At 64.5% G+C, this 24,287-nt stretch carries 23 protein-coding genes; 19 read left to right on the forward strand and 4 right to left on the reverse strand.

Annotated elements, in window-relative coordinates:
* Positions 1-48: 48 nt before the first annotated feature.
* On the reverse strand, positions 49-1,659 hold the full coding sequence (locus OVA12_RS13585; protein WP_268138155.1) for a phosphoenolpyruvate carboxykinase: 1,611 nt from the start codon (positions 1,657-1,659) through the stop codon (positions 49-51).
* Between the two features lie 456 nt (positions 1,660-2,115).
* Between OVA12_RS13585 and OVA12_RS13590 the strand changes: the two genes are divergently transcribed.
* From OVA12_RS13590 to OVA12_RS13680, 19 genes are all read left to right on the forward strand, one after another.
* Positions 2,116-2,814: a response regulator transcription factor gene (locus OVA12_RS13590; protein ID WP_268138157.1), complete on the forward strand. Its 699-nt coding sequence runs from the start codon at positions 2,116-2,118 to the stop codon at positions 2,812-2,814.
* 79 nt (positions 2,815-2,893) lie between these two features.
* Complete coding sequence (locus OVA12_RS13595; RefSeq protein WP_268138159.1) at positions 2,894-4,741, forward strand: sensor histidine kinase; 1,848 nt, start codon at positions 2,894-2,896, stop codon at positions 4,739-4,741.
* Entirely contained in the window at positions 4,738-5,229 is a 492-nt protein-coding gene (locus OVA12_RS13600) for an HPr kinase/phosphorylase (protein ID WP_268138161.1), read from the forward strand. The genes OVA12_RS13595 and OVA12_RS13600 overlap by 4 nt, the downstream gene beginning before the upstream one ends.
* A 132-nt stretch (positions 5,230-5,361) precedes the next feature.
* The gene (locus tag OVA12_RS13605; RefSeq protein WP_268138163.1) at positions 5,362-5,766 is read left to right on the forward strand and encodes a PTS sugar transporter subunit IIA; all 405 of its coding nucleotides are present in this window, start codon (positions 5,362-5,364) and stop codon (positions 5,764-5,766) included.
* A gap of 32 nt (positions 5,767-5,798) precedes the next feature.
* Positions 5,799-6,074 carry an HPr family phosphocarrier protein gene (locus tag OVA12_RS13610; protein WP_268138165.1) on the forward strand — a complete coding sequence of 92 codons (276 nt, stop codon included), beginning with the start codon at positions 5,799-5,801 and terminating at the stop codon, positions 6,072-6,074.
* A 130-nt stretch (positions 6,075-6,204) separates the two neighbouring features.
* On the forward strand, positions 6,205-6,825 hold the full coding sequence (locus OVA12_RS13615) for a ribonuclease D (RefSeq protein ID WP_268138167.1): 621 nt from the start codon (positions 6,205-6,207) through the stop codon (positions 6,823-6,825).
* A 216-nt stretch (positions 6,826-7,041) separates the two neighbouring features.
* Entirely contained in the window at positions 7,042-7,704 is a 663-nt protein-coding gene (gene lptC, locus OVA12_RS13620) for an LPS export ABC transporter periplasmic protein LptC (RefSeq protein WP_268138169.1), read from the forward strand.
* A 2-nt stretch (positions 7,705-7,706) separates the two neighbouring features.
* Positions 7,707-8,249: an LptA/OstA family protein gene (locus OVA12_RS13625; RefSeq protein WP_268138171.1), complete on the forward strand. Its 543-nt coding sequence runs from the start codon at positions 7,707-7,709 to the stop codon at positions 8,247-8,249.
* 83 nt (positions 8,250-8,332) lie between these two features.
* Positions 8,333-9,124 carry an LPS export ABC transporter ATP-binding protein gene (gene lptB / locus OVA12_RS13630; RefSeq protein WP_442793873.1) on the forward strand — a complete coding sequence of 264 codons (792 nt, stop codon included), beginning with the start codon at positions 8,333-8,335 and terminating at the stop codon, positions 9,122-9,124.
* A 184-nt stretch (positions 9,125-9,308) separates the two neighbouring features.
* Entirely contained in the window at positions 9,309-10,892 is a 1,584-nt protein-coding gene (rpoN, locus tag OVA12_RS13635; protein ID WP_268138173.1) for an RNA polymerase factor sigma-54, read from the forward strand.
* Between the two features lie 286 nt (positions 10,893-11,178).
* Positions 11,179-11,766, forward strand: a complete 588-nt coding sequence (gene hpf, locus OVA12_RS13640) for a ribosome hibernation-promoting factor, HPF/YfiA family (RefSeq protein ID WP_268138175.1) — start codon at positions 11,179-11,181, stop codon at positions 11,764-11,766.
* A gap of 78 nt (positions 11,767-11,844) precedes the next feature.
* Entirely contained in the window at positions 11,845-12,312 is a 468-nt protein-coding gene (ptsN, locus tag OVA12_RS13645) for a PTS IIA-like nitrogen regulatory protein PtsN (protein WP_268138177.1), read from the forward strand.
* A 177-nt stretch (positions 12,313-12,489) separates the two neighbouring features.
* Positions 12,490-13,551: a glycosyltransferase family 4 protein gene (locus tag OVA12_RS13650; RefSeq protein WP_268138179.1), complete on the forward strand. Its 1,062-nt coding sequence runs from the start codon at positions 12,490-12,492 to the stop codon at positions 13,549-13,551.
* A 259-nt stretch (positions 13,552-13,810) separates the two neighbouring features.
* Positions 13,811-14,059: an acyl carrier protein gene (locus OVA12_RS13655; RefSeq protein ID WP_268138181.1), complete on the forward strand. Its 249-nt coding sequence runs from the start codon at positions 13,811-13,813 to the stop codon at positions 14,057-14,059.
* On the forward strand, positions 14,059-15,240 hold the full coding sequence (locus tag OVA12_RS13660; protein WP_268138183.1) for an acyl-CoA dehydrogenase family protein: 1,182 nt from the start codon (positions 14,059-14,061) through the stop codon (positions 15,238-15,240). Before OVA12_RS13655 ends, OVA12_RS13660 begins: the two co-directional genes overlap by 1 nt.
* A 3-nt stretch (positions 15,241-15,243) precedes the next feature.
* Positions 15,244-16,152: an amino acid--[acyl-carrier-protein] ligase gene (locus OVA12_RS13665; protein ID WP_268138185.1), complete on the forward strand. Its 909-nt coding sequence runs from the start codon at positions 15,244-15,246 to the stop codon at positions 16,150-16,152.
* A 1-nt stretch (position 16,153) separates the two neighbouring features.
* Positions 16,154-17,170: a DUF1839 family protein gene (locus OVA12_RS13670; RefSeq protein ID WP_268138187.1), complete on the forward strand. Its 1,017-nt coding sequence runs from the start codon at positions 16,154-16,156 to the stop codon at positions 17,168-17,170.
* 6 nt (positions 17,171-17,176) lie between these two features.
* Complete coding sequence (locus OVA12_RS13675) at positions 17,177-17,935, forward strand: glycosyl hydrolase 2 galactose-binding domain-containing protein (protein ID WP_268138189.1); 759 nt, start codon at positions 17,177-17,179, stop codon at positions 17,933-17,935.
* Between the two features lie 89 nt (positions 17,936-18,024).
* Positions 18,025-19,698, forward strand: coding sequence for a hypothetical protein (locus tag OVA12_RS13680; protein WP_268138191.1), 1,674 nt, complete (start codon positions 18,025-18,027; stop codon positions 19,696-19,698).
* Positions 19,699-19,774: 76 nt separating this feature from the next.
* On the opposite strand, the gene grpE is transcribed toward OVA12_RS13680, so the two are convergent.
* The 3 genes from grpE to addA all read right to left on the reverse strand — a co-directional run bounded on the left by grpE (position 19,775) and on the right by addA (position 24,236).
* A complete protein-coding gene (gene grpE / locus OVA12_RS13685; RefSeq protein ID WP_268138193.1) occupies positions 19,775-20,371 on the reverse strand; it encodes a nucleotide exchange factor GrpE in 597 nt (198 codons plus the stop codon).
* 189 nt (positions 20,372-20,560) lie between these two features.
* Positions 20,561-20,881: a thioredoxin gene (gene trxA / locus OVA12_RS13690; RefSeq protein WP_106752638.1), complete on the reverse strand. Its 321-nt coding sequence runs from the start codon at positions 20,879-20,881 to the stop codon at positions 20,561-20,563.
* An 82-nt stretch (positions 20,882-20,963) separates the two neighbouring features.
* Complete coding sequence (gene addA / locus OVA12_RS13695; RefSeq protein ID WP_268138196.1) at positions 20,964-24,236, reverse strand: double-strand break repair helicase AddA; 3,273 nt, start codon at positions 24,234-24,236, stop codon at positions 20,964-20,966.
* Between the last annotated feature and the right edge of the window lie 51 nt (positions 24,237-24,287).

The raw sequence follows: 24,287 nt of genomic DNA on the forward strand, positions 1-24,287 counted from the left end.
AGGAGCCGTCTGCCGGCGGACAGACGGTCCTGAAGTCATGCTGGCCGGTTATTCGGCAGCTTCGCGGACGATGGGAGCTGCGTCGCGGACGGCACCGTCCACGGCTTCCTCGAACTTGGCGAAGTTGTCGATGAACATCTGGACCAGCTTCTTGGCCTGCGCGTCATAGGCGGAGGCATCCGCCCAGGTCGAGCGCGGATCCAGGATGGCGCTGTCGACGCCCGGAACGGCCTCCGGCACGGCGAAGCCGAAGTTGGCGTCGGTGCGGAAGGTCGCGCCCTTCAGAGAGCCATCAAGTGCGGCGCGCAGGAGCGTGCGGGTGGCCTTGATCGGCATGCGGCTGCCAGTGCCATAGGCGCCGCCCGTCCAGCCGGTGTTGACCAGCCAGCAGTCGACATTGTGCTCGGCGATGAGGTCGCGCAGCAGGTTGCCGTATTCTGTCGGGTGGCGCGGAATGAACGGCGCGCCGAAGCAGGTGGAGAAGGTCGCCTGCGGCTCGGTCACGCCCTTTTCCGTGCCGGCGACCTTGGCGGTGTAGCCGGAGAGGAAGTGGTACATGGCCTGCGCCGGGGTCAGCTTGGCGATCGGGGGCATGACGCCGAAGGCATCGGCCGTCAGCATGATGATTGTCTTCGGCTGCGGTGCAATGCCGGTGCTCGATGCGTTCGAGATGAAGTGGATCGGGTAAGCCGCGCGGGTGTTCTCGGTCTTGCGGCCGTCATCGAAGTCGGGAACGCGCTTGTCGTCCAGCACCACGTTTTCAAGCACGGTGCCGAAACGCTGGGTGGTGGAATAGATCTCCGGCTCGGCTTCCTTCGAAAGCTTGATGGTCTTGGCGTAGCAGCCGCCTTCGAAGTTGAAGACGCCGCCCTTGCCCCAGCCATGCTCGTCGTCACCGATCAGGGTGCGCTCCGGGTCAGCGGACAGGGTGGTCTTGCCGGTGCCCGACAGCCCGAAGAAGACAGCCGTGTCGCCGTCCTTGCCGACGTTGGCCGAGCAGTGCATCGGCATCACGCCCTGCGGCGGCAGCAGGTAGTTGAGGAAAGTGAAGACCGACTTCTTCATTTCGCCGGCATAGGACGTGCCGCCGATCAGCACGATCATGCGGGTCAGGTCGCAAGCGATAACGGTTTCGCCGCGGCAGCCATGACGAGCCGGATCGGCCTTGAAGCTCGGCAGGTCGATGATGGTCATCTTCGGCTGGAACGTCGACAGTTCCTCGGCCTTCGGACGGATCAGCAGGTTGCGGATGAACAGGGAGTGCCAAGCGTACTGCGTGTAGACGCGAACCGGCAGACGATACGCCTCATCCGCGCCGCCATAGAGATCCTGCGCGAAGAGATCCCTGCCCTTGGCATGCGCGATGAAATCGGCCAGCAGCACGTCGAAGTGCTCGCGGCTCATGCGGGCGTTGTTGTCCCACCAGACCTGGTCGGTGGTGTGCTCGTCCGCCACGACGAACTTGTCCTTCGGCGAGCGGCCGGTGTGCTGGCCGGTGTCGGCAACGAGCGCGCCACCTGCGGCCACGCAGGCCTCGCCTCGGGTGAGCGCCTGCTCATAAAGCGCAGGCTCGTTCTGGTTCCAGTAAATCGCGGACAGATCCGTCAGCCCGATGGTTTCAAGGCCAAAGGCCGGATTTCTGACACCCGTCTCTTTCATGGTCGCGCAATCCCTGTCGAAGAACCTGAAGTGGAGCGGCGGGGGGAGGGGCATTTACCTTTACGCTGCCTCCCAAGTCCCGCGGCAGTCGGACCCTAGTTGATTGAGAGTTCCGCAACAAGTGATCCATTCAGATGACCGTCACACTAAATCGATTAAAAGACGAAGACTTTGCGTCGGGATTTATTTCAGGGGTTAAATTTAAGCAAAACTGTGGCAGAAGCGGTTTTGTCTTTGCTTAATCGTTTGACTGGATGTGCACGGTTAACGTCTCGCTGCCGCACGTGATGCAGGTCACAGCTTTGCCGATTAATCAGATCATCCGCTCAGATCCGTCGTATTCGGCGCAATAACGTTTGGTCGCGGCGAAGCATTGCCTTATTTTATGCGCAATTGCGGGACCAAAAGCTGAAGAGAGATGAGACCTTGACGGATCAAAGGACAAAGACCCGCATCATGCCTACGATTGCCTTGGTCGATGACGACCGCAACATTCTCACTTCAGTGTCGATTGCGCTGGAATCCGAAGGTTACCGGGTCCAGACCTACACCGACGGCGCGTCGGCGCTCGATGGGCTGCAGGCTGATCCCCCGACCCTCGCGATCTTCGACATCAAGATGCCGCGCATGGACGGAATGGAGCTGCTGCGGCGCCTGCGCCAGACCTCCGATATGCCGGTGATCTTCCTGACGTCGAAAGACGACGAGATCGACGAACTGTTCGGCCTGAAGATGGGCGCTGACGACTTCATCCGGAAGCCGTTCTCCCAGCGGCTGCTGGTCGAGCGCGTGCGTGCCGTCCTGCGCCGCGTTTCGCCGCGTGATGCCTCCGCCCCGCGCGAGGATGCCGACAAGCTGCTCGAGCGCGGCTTGCTGCTGATGGACCAGGAGCGGCACACCTGCACCTGGAACGGCAAGCCGGTGACGCTGACGGTCACGGAATTCCTGATCCTGTCGGCCCTGGCGCAGCGTCCGGGCGTGGTCAAGAGCCGCAATGCCCTCATGGACGCGGCCTATGACGATCAGGTCTATGTTGACGACCGCACCATCGATAGCCACATCAAGCGCCTGCGCAAGAAGTTCAAGATGGTCGACGACGACTTCGACATGATCGAAACGCTGTACGGTGTTGGCTATCGCTTCCGCGAAACCTGATGCCCTGGTGTAGTCGGATCGCAGCAGAACGCTGGCCCGAGGCCGAAGGCGCGAGCCTCGCCCCCAGCAACGGGATGCAATGGTAACCGAGACGGACAAGGATGACGCGAGCCTGCGCACGGCCGACCCGGCCGGCGAACGGGTGCCCGCGCCTTTGCGCCGGCTTGGCAATCCCCGCCTGCGCCGACGTGCCCGCGCGCGCATTGGCGCGTTTCTCGGCACCTATGTATTTTCCTCGCTGACCAAGCGCATCGTGGTGCTGAACCTCGCCGGGCTGATCGCGCTGGTGTCGGGCATTCTGTATCTCAACCAGTTTCGTGCCGGCCTGATCGACGCCCGGGTGCAGAGCCTGCTGACACAGGGCGAGATCATCGCCAGCGCCATCGCCGCCTCGGCAACGGTTGACACCGGGGCGATCAGCGTCGATCCGGAAAAGCTGCTCCAGCTTCAGGCCGGCGAGACGCTCGGACCGGACTCCGACAGCCTGACCTCGCTCGATTTTCCGGTGAACCCGGAACGGGTTGGCCCGGTTCTGCGCCGGCTGATCTCTCCGACCAAAACCCGAGCCCGGATCTATGATCCCGATGGCATGCTGATCCTCGATTCGCGCCATCTCTATTCCGGACCGCAGATCCTGCGGTTTGATCTGCCGCCGCCTGAAGGCGAGGAAATCGGCATGGTCGACCGGATCTGGCAATCGGTGAAGCTCTGGATGCGCCAGGGGGATCTGCCGCTGTACCAGGAGGCGGGTGGCGGTGACGGCCGGATCTATCCGGAAGTGGAAGCGGCGCTTGCGGGGTCTCCGGCGAGCGTTGTGCGTGTTTCCCAGCGCGGTGAACTGATCGTGTCGGTGGCTGTCCCGATCCAGCGCTTCCGCGCCGTGCTTGGCACGCTGCTGTTGTCGACGCAGGGCGGTGACATTGACGCCATCGTCAGCGCCGAACGCATCGCCATCATGCGCGTCTTCCTGGTTGCAGCGGTGGTGATGTTCATCATGTCGGTGCTGCTCGCCGGCACGATCGCCGGCCCGGTCCGGCGGCTCGCCGCTGCGGCGGACCGGGTGCGCAAGGGATCCAACTCACGCCAGGAAATCCCTGACTTCTCCGACCGCCAGGACGAAATCGGCCATCTGGCACGTGCATTCCGCGACATGACCAATGCGCTCTATAACCGCATGGATGCGATCGAGCGCTTCGCCGCCGATGTGGCGCATGAGTTGAAGAACCCGCTGACCTCGCTGCGCAGTGCCGTGGAAACCCTGCCGCTGGCCAAGTCGGATACGTCCAAGGCGCGGTTGCTGGAAGTCATCCAGCATGACGTGCGCCGTCTCGACCGGCTGATCACCGATATCTCCGATGCATCCCGGCTCGATGCCGAGCTTTCACGCGGCAATGCCGAGGTGCTCGATGTCGCGAACCTGCTGCGCGGTGTGGCCGACATGAGCAACCAGCGCGCCGCTGCCGACGCGCCGCGCGTGATTCTCACCATTGCCGACGCAAAACCGGAGAAAGCCGGCGAGAAGGCACCGGACAAGCCCTATGAGATGATGGGCTATGACAGCCGACTGGCCCAGGTCATCAACAATCTCATCGACAATGCCCGCTCCTTCTCTCCGGAAGGGGGCACGGTGCGCATCGGTGCCAGCCGCAAGGCAGGGCGCATCATCGTCACCGTCGATGATGACGGACCGGGCATTCGGGCGGAGAAAATCGAGCGCATCTTTGAGCGGTTTTACACGGACCGGCCGGACGGCGAGGACTTCGGCAACAACTCCGGTCTTGGTCTGTCGATCTCGCGCCAGATCATCGAGGCGCACAAGGGCACCATCTGCGCGGAGAACCGGATGGAAGCCGATCCTGCCGCAGGCGGCAGCCGCATCGCCGGTGCGCGCTTCACCATCTCCCTGCCGGCCGGACGGCCGGCATGACTGACGGCAGTGCAGGACCGGATGATGGGCCATTCCAGCACGCCACTGCCGTGCTGCTGGGCTGCAACGGTGTGTTGCTGCGCGGTCCGTCGGGATCCGGAAAATCGCTCCTGGCGCAAATGCTCCTGGCAGAGGCGCGCGCGCGCCGGCACTTTGCCGCGCTGATAGGCGACGACCGTGTCCAGCTGATCGCTGGGTCGTTTGGCCTGATCGCAGCGGGGGCGCCCGCAATTGCCGGTCTCGTTGAACTGCGCGGACGCGGAATTCAGCGCCACTTGCATGAGCCACAGGCACTTATCCGGCTTGTTGTGGATCTGGTGCTTCCGGCAGATCTGGAACGGATGCCGGCGGATGGACAATTGCAATGCGTGCTGGCCGGGGTCAGCCTGCCGCTGCAACCGGTGCCGGCAGGGTCGTCAATGCACCAGCTGGCTCTGGTGCGCGCGGCGCTGCGGGAGGTCTGCGGTGATGCTGGCTGCCCGCTTTAATTTGAATTTGGCCAAAAACGACTTGCTTTGCGCCTTCGCCTTGCCGACATTGCGGGCAAGCCGCCGGATGCGGACAGCGCTGCCGCAAGAACGCAAAGAACGTCAGGACGGTCTAGGACAGGTCGGGCAAGGATGATCGGACTCGTACTCGTAACTCACGGCCGTCTGGCCGAGGAATTCAAGGCGGCGCTGGAGCACGTGGTAGGGCCACAGTCTCAAATCGCGACCATCTGCATCGGTCCGGAAGACAACATGGAACAGCGGCGTCAGGACATTCTGGATGCCGTCGCAGCCGTCAACAGCGGCGCAGGTGTTGTTCTGCTGACCGACATGTTCGGAGGCACGCCCTCCAATCTTGCGATCTCGGTCATGGACGGCAAGACCATCGAGGTGGTTGCCGGCGTCAATCTTCCGCTCCTGATCAAGCTTGCCAGCCTACGCGCCGATCGTGGTCTGCCCGAAGCAGTGGACGAAGCGCGCAAAGCCGGGCAAAAGTACATTTCCGTCGCCAGCCAGGTGCTCTCCGGCCAGGTGTGACGCGCAAAGTTCCAGGACCCTGCCTGCATAAAATGACGCGACTTGAACAGGACCTTTCCATCGTCAACAAGCGTGGCCTTCATGCCCGCGCTTCCGCCAAGCTGGTAAAGCTGGTCGAGACCTTTTCCTCGCAGGTGCACGTGTCCAAGGACGGCCAGACCGTCGGTGGCAACTCCATCATGGGGCTGATGATGCTCGCGGCCGCGCCGGGTTGCTGCATCCATGTCGTGGTCGAAGGCTCGGATGCCGATGCCGCGATGGCCGCGATTGCTGCGCTTGTTGCTGATCGTTTCGGCGAAGAAGACTGAATTCCAGCCGTTATGCCTGCGAGCCGCGCCGGCTTTACCGTTTTGGTCATCGATTTCTGCCATTCCCTTGCCGCAGTGCACCTGAATGTGCTGTAAGGGCGCTGGACCAACGAATGACGAGATCGAGACGATGACCATCCGCTATCACAGGAACGACCTGCCGGACCTTTCGCACTATCAGGGCGTGACGGCTGTTGCGGTGGACACGGAAACCCTTGGCCTCAATCCGCACCGCGACCGCCTGTGCGTCGTGCAGCTGTCGCCCGGCGACGGCTCTGCTGACGTGGTGCAGATCGACCGTGGCCAGAAGAGCGCGCCGCATCTGGCGCGCCTGTTCACCGATCCGTCCGTGACCAAGATTTTCCACTTCGCGCGGTTTGATGTGGCCGTGCTGTACCACTACCTCGGCATCGAGGTCGCGCCGGTGTTCTGCACCAAGATCGCCTCGAAGCTGGTGCGCACCTACACCGATCGCCACGGTCTGAAGGACATCACGCGCGAGCTGATCGGCGTGGAACTGTCGAAGCAGCAGCAGAGCTCGGACTGGGCCGCTGAAACGCTGACAGACGCGCAGCTCGCCTATGCCGCTTCGGATGTGCTGTACCTGCACGCCCTGAAGCGCCAGCTCGAGGTGATGCTGGCCCGCGAAGAGCGCAGCGGCTTCGCCAACGCATGTTTCGACTTCCTGCCGACCCGTGCGCGTCTTGATCTGATCGGCTGGGACGAAGAAGACATTTTCGCCCACAGCTGAGACAGCTGTTGGCCCCGCCCCCTGCCTTGCAGGCGGCTTCATGGTGATGAGCCGGCAGATCCTGGGGTTTGCCGGTCAGGATTGGCAGACTGATGTCTGCCACTTTATTGTTTAATGTACGTGCCCCATATGGAGGCGCAGTCAGGTCTTGGGGAAGCCTGGCATCCGATTGATCCAACGGCTCCGGTGGGACGGGCCATAGCGGCGAGGCAGCTCTTGAGCTCTGACGCGTGGGAGGGTGAAGCGGGCGCGCGGCTGACGCGTGCACGCGGCGACGCGCGCCGGCATTCGGGCCGCGTGCGGGTGCTGCGCATCCTCTTCCCCTTGCTCGGTATCGGCATTCTTGCCGTGATGGCCGGGCTGATTGTCCTGTTCAACTTTCTCACCAGCCTTGGTATCGGCAACGTCATGCTGACGGCCGAAGGTCTCGTGATGGATCGCCCCGAGCTGTCCGGTCATGACGGCGACCGCTCCTATAAGGTTTCGGCCGTGCGCGCGATCCAGCGCATCACCGATCCCCGCATCATCGACCTTGAGACCATCACGGCGGAGATCGTCATGGGCGAAGGCGAACGGGCGGCGATTACGGCGAACAAGGGCACGTACAACAACGGAGCGGAGACCCTGCTGCTGAAGGACGGCATCAAGCTGGACTGGAGCGGCGACTATGACGCCGAGTTTTCGTCGGTCGAGGTCGATCTGAAGACCGGAGAGGTCCGCACGTCGGATCCTCTCGTGGTCCGTTCGACGCAAGGTGACATAAGTGCAGGAAAATTCACTTATGATCAGGACAATGGCGTGGTCCGCTTCACCAATGGTATCAAGATGACGTTACGGCCGGGTGCAGCCAAGATGGCCACCAAGGATACGGAGAATTGAAGATGAAGGGCATTTCCCTGCTTGCCGCTGCGGCCCTGATTGCCCTTGTCCCTGGGCTGGCTGGCGCGCAGACCTTTTCAAACGCCTTTGCCGGTTTTGGCGACAACGACAAGGAACCGATCCAGATCGAGGCGCAGGAGCTGCAGGTCGAGGATAAGACCAACAGCGCCACCTTCACCGGTGACGTTCTCGTGTCTCAGGGCGAGACCCGCATGAAGACGCAGAAGCTGCGGGTGTTCTATGACGGCAAGGCCGACGGCGGTGTGCAGCAGCGCATCATGCGCCTGGAGGCCAATGGCCGCGTCTACATCTCGTCCAAGGACCAGACCGCAACCGGCGATGAAGCCAGCTTCGACATGGCTCGCAAGATCATGGTGATGACCGGCCAGCAGGTCGTGCTCAGCCAGGGGCCGAACGTCGTTGTCGGCAACAAGCTGACCATCAACCTTGAAACCGGCAAGGCCGATCTCGAAGCGCCGAAGTCGGGCCGCGTCAAGGTGCTGATCCAGCCGAACAGCCTGAACGGAAAGGGCACCGGCAACTGATCAGTTGCCGGGTTGCGGCGCTGACGTCGATCTGCGCCGCTGCCCCCTGTTTCGGACTTCCCTCATTATCAGGACGCCCACGCGTGAGATGGTTGCCTTTTTCCTTCGGCACTGGGTCTGCTCAGGACGCTGACGATGCGCCGGGCGCTGGTTTTGGTGCGCTCGCGGTCGAGGGCATCGGCAAGAGCTATCGCAAGCGCCGCGTGGTCAAGTATGTCTCGCTGACGGTCAATCCGGGAGAGGCAGTCGGTCTGCTCGGCCCCAATGGCGCCGGCAAGACGACCGTGTTCTACATGATCACCGGCCTCATCCGTCCGGATCAGGGATCCATCACGCTGGACGGTTTTGATATCACCAGCCTGCCGATGTACCGCCGCGCCCGTTTGGGCATTGGGTACCTGCCGCAGGAAGCGTCCATCTTCCGCGGCCTCACTGTTGAGGAAAACATCCGCGCGGTGCTCGAGGTGGTCGAGCCCAATCGCAAGCGGCGGGAAGAAGATCTGGACGAACTGCTTGCCGAGTTCGGGCTGACGCACCTGCGCAAGTCGCCGTCGATTGCGCTGTCGGGCGGCGAGCGCCGCCGCGTGGAAATCGCGCGCGCCCTGGCCAGCCGTCCGTCTTTCATGCTGCTTGACGAGCCTTTCGCGGGCATTGACCCCATCGCCGTTGGGGATATCCAGCAGCTGGTCCGCCATCTGACCCAGCGCGGCATCGGGGTGCTGATCACGGACCATAACGTGCGGGAAACGCTGGGGCTGATTGACCGGGCCTACATCATTGCCGCCGGAGAAGTGCTGACCGAGGGCACTCCATATGAGATCGTTGCGGACCCGGATGTTCGCCGTCTTTACCTTGGCGAACAATTTACACTTTGATGCGACGCGCGTGACTGCGGTATAAGCAAGAAACGGACCAGATCAGTCTGATCCGTTCGCAGTCTGGACTGTGTCTGCTCGCCACGAAAGGCGCGGCGGCGTCCAGGAGGAGAGACTTCACGCAGGACCGGCGGCCAGCAGCAGTGCCTTGACCGTCCTGCCCAGCAGGATGCGCGACCCGCCCATGGCACTCTCGACCAAGCTTGAGATGCGGCAGAGCCAGTCGCTTGTCATGACGCCGCAATTGATGCAGGCGATCAAGCTGCTGCAGTTTTCCAATCTCGATCTGGCCGCCTATGTCGAGGCCGAACTGGAACGAAATCCGCTGCTTGAGCGCGGCGATCCGGAGGCGGGCACCTCGGGCGAGGGGACAAGCGACAGTTCCCTCGAAAGCCTGCCGGAAGCAAGCTCGTCCAGCGGCGAGGCCTATGATGGCGGGCCAGACGGTGGCTTTGACGGCGGGGCGGGGGGCGATTCCGAGGCTGGTGACTGGATGAAGAACCAGCTGGAAACCAGCGCCGAGACCATTGCTTCAAGCATGGACACCGATCTCGGCAACGTGTTTCCCGATGAGAGCGGCGTTGCCCCGGCCCCCGAACAGGCCATTGCCTATGCGGCCGACCAGGGGCGGACCGGTGGCGGGGTCAGCGAGGACTACAATCTCGAGGCATTCGTCGCCGAAGAGCAGTCGCTGACACTGATGCTGACCGACCAGATGAACCTGGCTCTGGCCGATCCGGTCGACAAGCTGATCGGCCTGCATCTCATCAACAGTCTGGACGAAAACGGATATCTGGCTCAGGACCTTGCCGAGGCTGCGGAGCAGCTCGGCGTTTCGCTTGGCCGTGTCGAAGCTGTGCTGGCCGTGCTGCAGGGCTTCGAGCCCTCGGGTGTCTTTGCGCGGTCGCTGGCCGAATGCCTGACATTGCAGCTCAAGGAACGCGACCGTTTCGATCCGGCTATGGCGACGCTGATCGAGAACATCGACCTGCTCGCGCGCCGGGAGCTGGCGGCATTGCGGCGGCTTTGCGGGGTCGACGAGGAAGACCTGACGGACATGATCGCAGAGATCCGCGCGCTCGATCCGCGGCCGGGACGGGCGTTCGGTTCCGCGCTGGTGCAGTCCGTGGTGCCTGACGTCATTGTCCGCCGTGCCTCCGATGGCGGCTGGAACGTGGAGCTGAACGCGGAAACGCTGCCCCGCGTGCTGGTCAACCAGACCTACTACGCGAGCGTCACCCGCACGGCCCGCAAGGACGCCGAGCGCAGCTATCTGACCGATTGCCTGCAGACTGCCAACTGGCTGGTCAAGAGCCTGGACCAGCGCGCGCGGACGATCCTGAAGGTCTCGACCGAGATCGTCCGCCAGCAGGACGGTTTTCTCGCCCACGGGATCGAGCACCTGCGCCCGCTGAACCTCAAGACGATCGCCGATGCCGTCGGCATGCATGAATCCACCATCAGCCGTGTCACCTCCAACAAGTACATGGCCACGTCACGCGGGATCTTCGAGCTGAAGTATTTCTTCTCCTCGGCCATCTCTGCGACTGAGGGCGGTGACGCCCATTCCGCCGAAGCCGTTCGGCACCGGATCAAGCAGCTCATCGACGCAGAATCGCCGACCGACATCCTGTCAGATGATACGCTGGTGAAGATGCTGAAGGACGAAGGGATCGACATCGCGCGGCGCACGGTTGCCAAGTATCGCGAGGCGCTTCGCATTTCTTCATCCGTCCAGCGGCGGCGGGAAAAAAGTGGCGCGCGATAAGCCGGCTTTATCCATAACAAGCGGCTGCGACATTCTTTTCTGAATTCTGCCAAACCATTCCTATATAATGATTTGCGTAGGCAGCCGCTCCACATGGCGGGAGGTGTCATGCCACGGCGATTGACTTTCGGTTGGGCGAAGCCTATAGCACCGCCCGCGAAACCGATGGCCAAAGGGGTATGGCGCCGGAGCGCCGAGTGGTTCATGCTGCAACGTCCGGGGCACACTGTGCTTCGAGAGTCGGGCCACCGACTGCAATTCGGTCCATGAACTAGTAGAGGTCCCCATGACATTGCGGATTTCGGGAAAGAACGTCGACGTTGGTACTGCCATGCGCGATCACGTCAACGACCGGATAGCCGACGCCCTGTCGAAGTATTTCGATGGCGGCTTCAACGGACACGTTACTGTTAGCCGGGAGGGATCCGGATTTAAGACCGAATGCTCGATCCACCTGGACACGGGCATCGTGTTGCAGGTTTCTGGGGAGGATCCAGAGCCGCGCGCGAGTTTCGATCGCGCTGCGGATCGCATCGAGAAGCGTCTGCGCCGCTACAAGCGCAAGCTGAAGGCACATCATGGTGCCAACAGCGTGGCTCGGGAAGCCTACGAGGCAGCGTCCTATGTGCTGGCCTTGCCCGAGGAGGAGGAAGAAGTGCCAGCGGATTTCAGTCCGTTGGTGATTGCCGAAACCTCGGCCAAGATCAGAACGCTCACCGTCGGCATGGCCGTGATGGAGCTTGATCTGTCCGAAGCGCCGGTGGTCGTGTTCAAGAATGCCGCGAGCGGCGGCGTGAACGTGGTCTACCGTCGTCCTGATGGCAACATCGGCTGGATCGATCCGGCTCTGGTGGGGCAGAAGACAGTCAGCTAGGCTGGCTCTTCCCGGAGATGCAGGGCCCCGACGGCGCAAGTCGCCGGAGCCCTCGCCGGGATGAAATGGAAAAAGAAGATGGATCTGAGCGATCTGATTACGCAAGACGCGGTGGTTGTCGGGCTGAAGGCGAACAGCAAGAAGCAGGCAATCCAGGAACTGGCCGCCAAGGCCGCCGAACTGACCGGACTGACCGAACGCGAGATCTTCGACACGCTGCTGCAGCGTGAAAGGCTCGGTTCGACCGGCGTCGGACATGGCGTTGCCATTCCCCACGGCAAGCTGATCAAGCTGACCCGTCTCGTTGGCGTCTTCGCCCGGATGGACAAGCCGATCGACTTCGATTCCCTCGACGATCAGCCCGTCGATCTGATTTTCCTGCTGCTTGCACCCGAAGGTGCTGGCGCGGACCATCTGAAGGCCCTGGCACGGATCGCCCGCCAGTTGCGCGACCCCAAGATCGCCGCCGGCCTGCGCTCCGCAGACGACACGGAAGCTGCCTTCTCCCTGCTGACCCAGCCCTTGGCTTCGTCCAACGCGGCCTGAACCTGTCGCTCCTGCGATCCTGACTATACCCGCTCTGCTGCATCAGAACCTGATCCAGAGCGGAGTTACCTGGCGTGTGACGGTCAGTAGCGCGATCCCAGGGTTTACCTGGAAGCCAAACTCGTCGAAACTACGGATACCTGGGCCTGAGGCCCTGTGTCGTTCGAGGAGTTCTGCGTGTCTTCTACCAGTCCTGCCAGCGCGTTAGAGCTGTGCTTTGCCTATGCTGGCGACATCAACACGCCAACGGGGGGCTATGGCTATGATCGGCGCATCATCGCTGGCCTCGAGGCGCTCGGATGGCGCGTTGACCTGTTGCCACTCGGCGACACCTATCCCTTCCCGCCTCAGGATGTTCTCGATACCGCCTACGACCGTCTGGCAGCGCTGGCCCCGGCCACCCGTGTGGTGGTGGATGGCCTGGCTTATGCAAGGCTCGGCGCGCGTGCAGCGGAGCTTGGCAGGCATCTGCAGCTGACGGCCCTTGTCCACCATCCCTTGTGTCTGGAGCACGGCCTCTCGGCGGACGAGGCCGCGCTTCTGAAGTCCGAGGAAGGTGCAGCTCTTGCGCATGCGCAGAAGGTGATCGTGACCAGTCCGGCGACGGCCGTGCTGGTGCAGGATTTGTTCGCCATGCCTGTAGGCCGGATCGGCGTTGTCGAGCCCGGCACGGACCCGGCTCCGGCGGCCAGGGGAAGCGGCGGTCCAGGCGTTGCCCTGATTTCAGTTGGCTCGGTCTTGCCGCGCAAGGGGCATGATCTTGTGGTCGCAGCATTGGCGCGGCTGACCGATCTTGACTGGAGCCTCAGGATCATTGGCGGCCTGCGCGATGCCGATTGTGTGACGAGCATACGTCGCCAGATTGAAGACTTAGGACTGTCGAACCGGATCGAGCTGGTTGGCGCACTGGATTCGGCGGCGCTTGAGCATGCCTATGCCGCCGCTGACGCTATTGTTCTCGCCAGCCGTTACGAAGGCTTCGGCATGGCCTTTGCCGAGGCGCTGGCACATGGCCTGCCCGTTGTCGGCAGCGGTGGCGCCGCAGTGCAGAAGACATTTGCGCTGGGCGGCGCGCTGTATGTTGAACCGGACGATCTCGATGGATTGACGGATGCGCTGGACAAGGTGATCAGTGACGCAAGCTTGCGTCAGTCGCTGAAGCAGGGGGCTTTGCAGGCTGCTGCCCAACTGGCCGATTGGCACGCTGCGGCAAAACTGTTTTCGACCTACGTAGAATAACTGATTTCGTCATCACCCGGGATCTAACGCGAGGGTAGAAATATGTCCTCTTTGGCGAGTGGATCGATTGAGATTGTGTTCGTGGAATTAATTCCTTAACAATTCGTAAATCGACCGCATGTAACTTTAACATTATTGTCGAATTTACCATGTGCCTTAAGTGACAATTATTTAACATGCGCTATAGGTGCCCTAGGGGCAGAAGTAGCTGCGGCAGCCAGAATGGTGTGGCACGCATTTTGTTGAGGGATTACGCAATATGACCACCAAGATCCGCGAATTGCTGGCAAAGCATGGCGCCTTGCCGGTTTCCGTCGAGACGCTGGCAGACACCGCCGACCTGTACGAAGCTGGCCTGTCGTCATTTGCCTCCGTGCAGCTGATGCTGGCGCTCGAAGACGCGTTCGATGTCGAATTCCCCGAGACCCTGCTCAATCGCAAGTCCTTCGCGTCGATCGCCGCGATCCGGGACGCTGTGGCATCCCTGACTGAAGAACCGGTGGCGTGATGAACGAGCTGGCCAAGGCGAAGGCGCTCAGCCTGACCGAGCGCGCCCGCAGGGCAGCGGCGGTGGCCGCGGCCAACGCGGATGATGTCGATGCCGCCGGGCGTTTCCCTCGCGAGGCCGTCGACGCAATGAAGGCTGAGCGGCTGCTCGGCATCCAGATTCCGGCCTATCTTGGCGGAGAAAGCGCGACCACGGCCGAAATCGCCGAAGTTTGCTGCATTCTCGGTCAGGCCTGTGCTGCCTCCGGCATGGTCTTCGCCATGCATCAGATCAAGGCGTCGAGCCTGGTGTCGCACGGCGAGGGCGCGCCCTGGCACGAAGCCTACATGCGCCGCATCGCGGCCGACCAGCTGCTGCTTGCCTCGGCGACCACCGAGGGTGGCATCGGCGGCAACCTGCGCAATTCCATCTGCGCGATCGAGGTCGACGGCGACACCTGCCGCCTGACGAAGGACGCAACGGTCATTTCCTACGCCACCGAGGCTGATGCGATCCTGATCACCTCCCGGGCCCGCGCCGACAGCGCCCCCTCGGACCAGGTGATGACCGTGTTCGAGAAAGGCCAGTACACGCTCGAGAAGACCCATCACTGGGACACGCTCGGCATGCGCGGAACCCGCTCGGACGGCTTCATCTTCAAGGGCGAGGCACCGGCGGAGCAGATCCTGCCCAAGCCTTTCGCCGAGATCGCGGCCCAGTCGATGCTGGCCAATTCGCACATCCTGTGGAGCGGCGTCTGGTTCGGCATCGCCTCGGATGCCTTTGCCCGTGCCCAGGTCTTCGTCCGCGCCGCTGCCCGCAAGACCCCGGGCACCGTGCCGCCGGGCGCGCTGCGTCTGGCGGAAGCCTCCAACCTGCTGCAGCTGGTCAAGTCCAACATCCTGGCCGCCCTGCAGCAGTATGACGCTGCCCAGAAGGACGAGACGAAGCTGTCGTCCATGGGCTTCGCGGTGGCCATGAACAACGTGAAGATCGCCTCGTCGCAGACGATCCTCGAGATCATCAACCATTGCCTGCTGATCGCAGGGATCATGGGCTACAAGAACGGCACGCCCTACAGCCTCGGCCGGCACCTGCGCGATGCGCATTCCGCCCAGCTGATGATCTCCAATGACCGCATTCTCGGCAACACTTCCACGATGCTGCTTGTGAACAAGCAGGACACCAGCCTGTTGGGGTGAGACATGGACATGCAGACCTCCCTTCTCGACCGGCTGTTTGATGCAGGTCTCCTGATCGACACCGGCGTTGATGGCCTCTACGGCCGTTCGGGCGCCTTCGAGGACGTGATCCAGCGCTTCGAGGGGCTGATCTCGGCCTTCGGCAGCAGCTCGCCGTCCGAGGTCATCCGCTTTCCCCCGGGCATGAACCGCAGCCACTTCGAGGGCTCGGGTTACATGAAGAGCTTCCCGCAGCTTGCCGGAACCGTGCATTCCTTCTGCGGCTGCGAGCTGGACCACGTGAACCTGCTTCAGTGCATGGCCGAGGGCAATGACTGGACCAAGGACCAGAAGGCGACGGACATCGTGCTGACGCCGGCGGCCTGCTATCCGCTCTATCAGACCATTGCCAAGCGTGGCCCGCTGCCGGCGGGCGGGGGCCTGTTCGACCTGCAGTCCTATTGCTTCCGGCATGAGCCGTCGAAGGACCCGGCCCGCATGCAGCTGTTCCGCATGCGCGAATATGTCCGCATGGGCACGCCGGACGAGGTGATGGCTTTCCGCCAGCAGTGGATGGAGCGCGGCCAGGAGCTGATCGCCGCGGTCGAACTGCCGGTCGAGATCGATGTTGCCAATGATCCCTTCTTCGGGCGCGCCGGCAAGATGCTGGCCAACAACCAGCGCGACCAGGCCCTGAAGTTCGAGCTGCTCATTCCGGTGACCTCGACCGCGAAGAAGACGGCCTGCCTGTCCTTCAACTATCACCAGGACCATTTCGGCAAGACCTGGGGCCTGACCACAGCCGATGGCGCGGTTGCGCACACGGCCTGTGTCGGCTTTGGCCTCGAGCGCATTGCGCTGGCGCTCTTTGCCCATCACGGACTTGATACGGCCGACTGGCCGTCAACGGTGCGCAAGGCGCTCTGGGGCTGACATGACGCGGGACAAGGTGTTTCCGGCGCTTGATCCGCTGGCGTATCAGCGCCATGGCCTGCACGACCTCGGCCGCGACTGGCCGGAGACCAACTGCTATCTCGACATCTGGATCGAGGTGCTGGCCGCGCTGGGGCAGCCGCCCGAGGCGGCGCTCGGCTATGCCATCACCCAGGACTTCGAGGGCGACCAGTTCACCTTCTTCAAGGTGCCGCTGGAAGACCTCGAGACCCTGTTCGGCATCCGGGTGACCGAACTCGCCATCTTCGACCGGGTCGAGGCGCATGTCGCTGCACAGATCGCGCGCGGCAACCTCTGCCTTGTCGAGATGGACAGCTTCTATCTCCCCGACACCCAGGGCACCGCCTACCGCAAGGAACACGGCAAGACGACCGTCGCCATCAACCGGCTCGATGTCGACGGCCGAACGATGGATTATTTCCACAATCTCGGCCTGCACCGGCTGGAAGGCGAGGATTTCGACGGCATCTTCCACCGCACCGCGCCGGAGGGTGCGCTGCCGTTCCTGCCCTACACCGAATTCGTGAAGTTCCCGGCCGCCCTGCCTGAGGCAGCCACGCTGGCGGGACGCGCCGTCGCCCTGCTCCGCCGGCATCTGGCGCGCGCGCCTGAGGCCAATCCGATTGCCACCTTCGCCGCCGTGTTTCCGGCGCAGGTGGCCGAGATTGCCGAGCGGCCCTTCGGCTTCTTCCATCTCTACGCCTTCAACACCCTGCGCCAGTTCGGCGCGAATTTCGAGCTGTTCTCCGCCCATCTCGACTGGCTGGCGCGGCAGGACACCGCTCTGGATGCGTCCGCGCTTGAACGGCTCGCCGCCGATGCACGGACCATCTCGGCAACCGCCAAGGTGGTGCAGTTCCAGCTCGCCCGGGCGGTGATGCGCAAGGCCTTCGACAAGCTCGCGCCCGCGCTGGTGCCGGCGATCGAGGCCTGGGACCGGCTGCACGGCGGCCTGACCGGGCTCCTGTCGGACCAGCCTGCTGCCGTGGCGGAGTGAGACGGCATGGCAAGTGCTGTATCCGACTTATCGCCCCTGTCTGCGCCGCGCCGCCTTGCCGAGCAGCTGCATCCGCTTGACGCCGGCTGGGAGCTGGCCGGCACCTATGCCGGGGAGGCCGCAACCCCTGCCGACCTGCCTGCCGATCTCGACTGGCTGCCGGCCACTGTCCCAGGCACCGTCGCCGGAGTCTTTGCCGATCACGGCGCCTTCTCCGCGTCCGAGCCGTTTTCCCTGCAGGACAAGGACTTCTGGTACCGGACCGAGATTACTGCCAAGGCCGGCGCCCGCTTCCGCCTGCGCTTTGAAGGCCTCGCCACGCTCACCGACATCTTCTGGAACGGCCGTCTCGTGGCCCGCTCGGACAGCATGTTCGCGGCGCTGGAGGTCGAGGTCGAGGCTAAAGTCCGGAACACCCTGCATCTGGCCTTCCGGGCGCTGACGGACCGGCTCGCCGCAAAGCTGCCCCGCGCCCGCTGGCGGACCCAGCTTGTCGATCAGGCCGGCTTGCGCGGCCTGCGCACCACGCTGCTCGGCCACATGCCCGGCTGGTGCCCCGAGGTGGAGGCCGTCGGCCCCTACCGGCCCGTGTTCGTCTCGTTTCCGGACGAGGACGGGCGAGCCCCCGACATCGCCATCACGCAGCTTGCCAGCTCGCTGGGCGAGGACGGCACCGGCGTCCTGGCGCTGACGCTCACCAGTGCCGCGCCGCTCGTGGACGCGGAGCTTGCCTGCGCTCGGCCATCACGTGCCGCTCGTGGCTAAGCCCGGACGGGCAGTACGCCGCGACGCTTTACCTCCCGGATGTCGCGCCCTGGTGGCCAGCGACGCACGGCGCGCCGCATCTGCATGAGGTGACGCTGCATCTTGCCGGTCATCGCCACCGGCTTGGCCGCACCGGCTTCCGCCGGGTCGAGGTCGATGCCGGCTTTGAGGGTCAGGGCTTTGGGCTCGTCGTCAACGGCGTTCCCGTGTTTGCACGCGGGGCCGTGTGGACCAGCGCCGACATCCTGCGCCTCGCCTCGACACCCGAGGCGCTGCGGCCGCTGCTGGCGGCGGCGGCCGGCGCGGGCATGAACCTCCTGCGCATTCCCGGCATCACGAGTTACGAGGGCGAGGCCTTCTTCGCGCTCTGCGACGAGCTGGGCCTGATGGTCTGGCAGGACTTCCAGTTCGCCAATTTCGACTATCCGCTCGCCGACCCCGTCTTCGAAGCTGCGGTCCGCCGCGAGGCCACGGAGGTTATCAGCCGGCTTTGCATCCATCCGAGCCTTGCCGTCTTCTGCGGCGGCAGCGAGATGGAGCAGCAGGCCGCCATGATGGGCCTTGCGCCCGAACGCCGGGCGCAGCCGCTGATCGAAAGCCTTCTGCCTGATCTCGTCGCGGCGCTGGCCCCCTCCGTGCCCTATGTGCGCAACTCGCCGACCGGGGGCGACCTGCCGTTCCTGCCCAATGCGGGCATCGGCCACTACTACGGCGTCGGCGCCTACCTGCGGCCGCTGGAGGATGCGCGCCGGGCCGGGGTTCGCTTTGCCGGCGAATGTCTTGCCTTTGCCAACGTGCCGGAACCCGTGACGCTGGAGCGCGAGCTGCCCGGCATTGCCTGCCACGATCCGCGCTGGAAGGCGCGCGTGCCGCGCGACCGGGGGGCAGGCTGGGACTTCGAGGACGTGCGCGACCACTATCTCGGCTCTCTCTACGGCGTCGAACCCGCAAGGCTGCGCAGCCATGACCCGGAGCGCTATCTGGAGCTGTCCCGGGCCGTGACGGGCGAGGTGATGGCGGCCACCTTCGCCGAGTGGCGGCGCGTCGGCTCGACCTGCCGGGGCGCGATGGTGCTGGCGCTGTCCGATCTTTTGCCTGGTGCAGGCTGGGGGCTGATCGATGCCCATGGCGAGCCGAAGCTTGCGCTCGGCATCCTGTCGCAGGTGCTGTCGCCGGTGCAGGTGCTGATCACGGATGAGGGCACCAATGGCCTCGACATCCATCTCCTCAACGAAACGTCGGCACCCGTCGAGGCACGGCTGGAGCTGACCGCCTGGCGGGACGGTCTGACGCCGGTGCTCTCCGTCGCCCGGGATGTCCTGCTGCCGCCGCGCTCGGCGCAGCGTCACGGCAGCTTCGCGCTGATCGGCAGCTTCTTCGATCTCGGTTACGCCTACCGCTTTGGACCGCCGTCGCATGATGTCGTGCGGGCAAGGCTCGTCGATGCATCAGGGACATCGCTCAGCGAGGCGTTCCACTTGCCGCTTGGCCTGGCTTTGCCGCGCCAGCAGCTGGATCTCACCGCGGAGGCGAAGGATCTGGGCGAGGGGACGTTCGAACTGGCGCTGACGGCACGGCGTTTTGCCCAGCGGGTGGTGATCCGCGATCCGCAATTCCGGGCCGAGATGAACGGCCTGAACATCGCGCCGGGCGAGACCCGGCATGTGCGGATGCATCCTCGTGCAGGAACGCCGGCCCATGCCCGGCTGGACGCTGTCATCAGCGCCCTCAACGGCCTGCAGGATGTGCGGATAACGGCCTAGAGATCAGGCTCGGCAACAAACAAGTGTCCCGGCGCAAGGCCGGGACAGCATATCGCGCAAGACAGGCAAGCGCCGGTCAGGCGGTGGTGTCGACGCTGGCGTCCTGGGCCGGGGCGTCCTTCGGGCCGCCCTTGGCAACGCCGACAAGGGCCGGGCGCAGCACGCGGTCGGCGATGGCGTAGCCAGCCTGCACCACCTGGACGACGGTGTTGTTCGGCACGTTCGGGTTCGGCACCTCGAACATGGCCTGATGGAAGTTCGGGTCGAACTTCTGGCCCATCGGATCGAGCTTCTTGACGCCGTGCTTGTCGAGCTGGTTGAGAAGCTCGCGCTCGGTCATTTCCACGCCTTCGATCAGCGCGGTCAGGCCGGCATCGGCGCTGTCACGCGCATCACCCGGGAGTGCTTCGAGCGCGCGGCGCAGGTTGTCGGAGACAGTCAGCACGTCGCGGGCAAAGCCGGCTACGGCGTACTGGCGGATGTCCTTGATTTCCTTTTCGGTGCGGCGGCGCAGGTTTTCCATTTCCGCCATCACGCGCAAGGCCCGATCCTTGAGTTCGGCGTTCTCGGCCCGGAGCGCCTCGACGGGATCAAGGCCAGCCTCGTTGCCCGCGCCGGTGTCGGCAGCAGTGGCAGCATCGTCCGCCGGGGGAGTGTTGGTCTCGTCGGTCATCATTCAAAATCCCTGAGTTTCGGGAACACATGCAAAGGCCGGTTCGCCGCAGGCCAGCCGGGCATCGGGGCAGTGCGATCACGCAGCTTGACCCTTGCGGCTTGCCCGGGGCTGGAACCGGCCCTTGGTGGTCTTTACCCCGCCCGGTGGCATCTGCCAACCGGCAGATGCACAAGACGGTGCTTCAGATCAAAGTGCGTTCTTGATCCAGTCGGCCAGCTTGCCCTTCGGGGCTGCGCCCACCTGGGTCGCCATCGGCTCGCCGTTCTTGAACAGGATCAGCATCGGGATGGAGCGGACGCCATACTTCATGGCCATCGCCTGGTTCTCGTCAATGTTGATCTTGGCGATTTTCACCTGGCCGGCCATCTCCTCGGAGATCTCTTCGAGCGCCGGAGCGATCATCTTGCACGGACCGCACCATTCCGCCCAGAAATCGACAACGACCGGTTCGGAAGAGTTCAGGACGTCCGCGTCAAAGCTGGCGTCGGTCACTTTGCTGGTAGCCATGACAATTACTTTCGTCTGTGGGCGTGGGGAGAGACTCGCCCTAGTTTCGTTGAATGGAACGTAGGGAGCAGGGCGGCATCCGTCAAGTCAGCGTGGCCGTGCTCTTGAGCTGCATCAGGATTGCGTCCAGCGCTGCACTCTCGACCCGCATCAGCAGCGGCGCCGACGTCCACAGCAGTGCAGCCTCGATCAGCCGGTCCGGATAGATCTCCCGGAGCAGGGCGCGGTAGACGGCAAGCTGGGCAAGATAGTCGGGCGGAATGCCTGTGGCATCCTCCGGCACGTGCCGGTTGGTCTTGTAGTCGAGGATCAGCACCCGCTGCGCAGTCACCACCAGCCGGTCGATCTGGCCGGTGACCTGCACGGTGATGCCGTCCGCCGCCACGAGCTGTCCGGTGATCGGAACTTCGGCCAGTCCTCCTGCCGCAAAAAGCTCGGCGAACTCAGGATCCCCGACGATGCGCAGCACCTCTGCGGTCAGCTCGTCGGCCCGGTTGGCAAAGCGGGGGGCAAGGCCGGAGGCGATGAGACGCCGGGCCGCCGCGCCGCGCTCGTCGGCCGGCAGGTCCGGCAGGGTTTCCAGCAGGCGGTGCAGCAGACGGCCGCGCTCCAGCGGCCAGGCCTCCGGCTGACGCCGCGCCTCCAGCACCGAAAGGCCGGGCGTCGCCTCGATGCCTTCCTTCATCTCCATGGCCTCGAAGACGCGGGAGGGCTGCAGGCGCGGCATCCGCTTCGGCGTCTCGACCGGCCGCAGGAGCCAGTCGGGCAGCGGCACGGGAGCGGGGGCGGCGGCAGTGGCCGTCGCATGCGACCGGGCGATGGGTGCCGCGTCGGCTGCCGTGCCGGGCTGGCGCCAGTCCCAGGCAATGACTTGCCCGTCCGGGCTCTTGCGCTCGACAGCCTCCGGCTTCAGCGCGCTGGCGATCAGCTGATACCAGCAGCCATCCTTGGGTCCTTTCTTCGGGGCCCAGCCGCAGACGATCAGCCGGTCCTCGGCCCGTGTCATGGCGACGTAAAGCAGCCGCCGGTATTCCTCTTCCGTTGCCCGACGGGCGTTGGCAATCGCGTCGTCCTGCCAGGCCATCCGCTCGTCCTTCGGCGGCAGCCAGACAAGGGCGGGCGGTGTCAGCGCGTCGCTGCCGCGCGCAAAGGGCAGGAAACTCGGGTCATGGGTGGCGCTGGCCGGCGCGCTGCCCGGATCGACCAGAATGACGATCGGCGCTTCCAGCCCCTTCGATCCGTGCACGGTCATGATGCGGACAAGACCGCTGGCGTTGGTCAGCTCGCGCTTGATCTCGGTCGGCGCGGCGGCGAGCCAGGCGAGGAAGCCTTCCAGCCCCGGAATGCCGGTCTGCTCGTAGCCCATGGCAAGCGCCAGGAACTCGTCCAGCACGTCATCCACCTCCGCCCCCATGCGGGTGCGGAAGGTCCGGCGGCCGCCATCGACGGACAGGAGGCGGGCGTAGAACTCGAAGGGCGGCATGAAGTCCGCCCGCGCGCGCCAGGTCTCGAGCTGCCGGCGCACCGTTTCCCAGGCCGCATCCTGATCGGCGCGCTTCAGGAGCGCCTGCCACAGGGTTCCTGCACGCAGGCGCTCCGGGGTTTCGCGGGCGAGCGTCAGCAGGGCGTCATCGGCAAGGCCGAACAGGGGGCTCTTCAGCACGGCGGCCAGCGACAGGTCGTCCTCGGGCAACAGGATGAAGCGGCCGAGCGCGACCAGGTCCATGACGGCGATGTGTTCGGTCAGCACCAGCCGGTCGCTGCCGGCGGCCGGCACGCCGAGCCGCTTCATTTCCCGGTTGAGCGCCTCGACGAAGGGACCACGCTTGCGCACCAGCACCATGACGTCGCCCGGTCCGGCGGTGCCGTCGTCCATCCACTGGCGCAGCGTCTCCGCGATGCGGCGGGCAACGCGCAGCATCGGCGAGCCGGCGCCGAGATGGTCGACCGGAAGCGTCCAGTCGTCCGGCTCCTCGGTTTCCAGCTCCTCTTCCAGCGGCCAGATCTCGATGAGCCCCGGATCGCGGCGGATCGCCTCGTGCACGGGGGCCTTCAGGTCCTGCGACAGGCCGGCATGGGCCTCCGGCGCCTCGAACACCTTGTCGACGGCGCGAAGGACATCCGGCGTGGAGCGGAAGGAGAGCTGCAGCTCGACGGGGTGGAACGGTTGCTGCGCCTGGGCGGCCCGCTGGTCGAAATAGCGCCGCATCTCGTCGAAATAGGCCGGTACCGCGCCCTGGAACGAGTAGATCGACTGTTTCTCGTCGCCCACAGCAAAGATCGTGCGCGGCCCGCGCCGCGCGCCGACGCCGGCAAAGAACTCCTCGGCCAGCGCCGTCACCACCTGCCATTGGCGCGGGCTGGTGTCCTGCGCCTCGTCGACGAGGATGTGATCGAGCCCCTGGTCCAGCTTGTACTGCACCCACTGGGCCGCATCGGAGTTGGAGAGGAGATTGGCGGTGCGCACCACCAGATCCTCGAAGTCGAGCATCCCGCGCCGCGCCTTGCCCGCCTCATAGTCGGCAATAACGCCATCGGCGAGCCGCAGGATGGCAGCCGTCACCTCGAAGGCCCTGAGCGCGCGGCGCCGGTCGAGGAGGGCCATCAGCCGTTCCTGTTCGGCCTGCATCTGCTCCAGCACGTCCGGGAACCGGTCGGCCACCTTCTTGGTGGCGAGGCTCTTCGTCGGGGTCAGTTTCTGGGTGAAGAACACGGAAAGCCAGGCCGCCTCGAAGCTGGCCTGTCCCGGGCTGCCCGGCTTCAGCGTCGCAGCGGCGGCCACCAGCTTGTCGGCGGTCTTGAGGTCGTTGGCCGAGCCGTAGCGCAGGGCCTCGGCCACGGCGAGCGGATCGCGGATCAGCCGGGCGTTGCGCATCTCGTCGGCAATCGCCGCTTCGCTCTCTCCAGCCGGGATGGCGAAGCTCTGGCGCAGCTCGGCCAGCGCCAGTTCCAGGTCGCCCGCGTCGACCAGCCAGCGCGCCAGCGCGTCGCGCCGGGCAATCGCATCGGCCATCAGCTCCTCGACGGTGCTGTCGCCCATCTGGGTGATCAGCAGGCTCAGCGACTGGCCGAGGTCGCTGTCCGGCGCGGTTTCGGCTGCATGCAGGACGCGCGCGCGCGCTTCCGCCATCAGTTCGGCGGCGAGCCGGTCGTCCAGCACCGAGAAATGCCCGGCGACATTGGCCTCCAGCGGAAACTGGTGCAGCAAGGCCTCGCAGAAGGCGTGGATGGTCTGGATCTTCAGGCCGCCCGGGGTCTCCAGCGCCTTGGCGAAGAGCCAAGCGGGCCGTGGCGAGCCGCGCGGCCGACGGGGCCGTGCCGTCGATGTCGGTGAGCGCTGCCGAAAGGGCGGCATCGTCAAGTCCGACCCACTCGCCGAGCAGGCGGAACACGCGGGTCGCCATTT

Source organism: Pannonibacter sp. SL95 (assembly GCF_026672425.1).
Taxonomy (GTDB): domain Bacteria; phylum Pseudomonadota; class Alphaproteobacteria; order Rhizobiales; family Stappiaceae; genus Pannonibacter.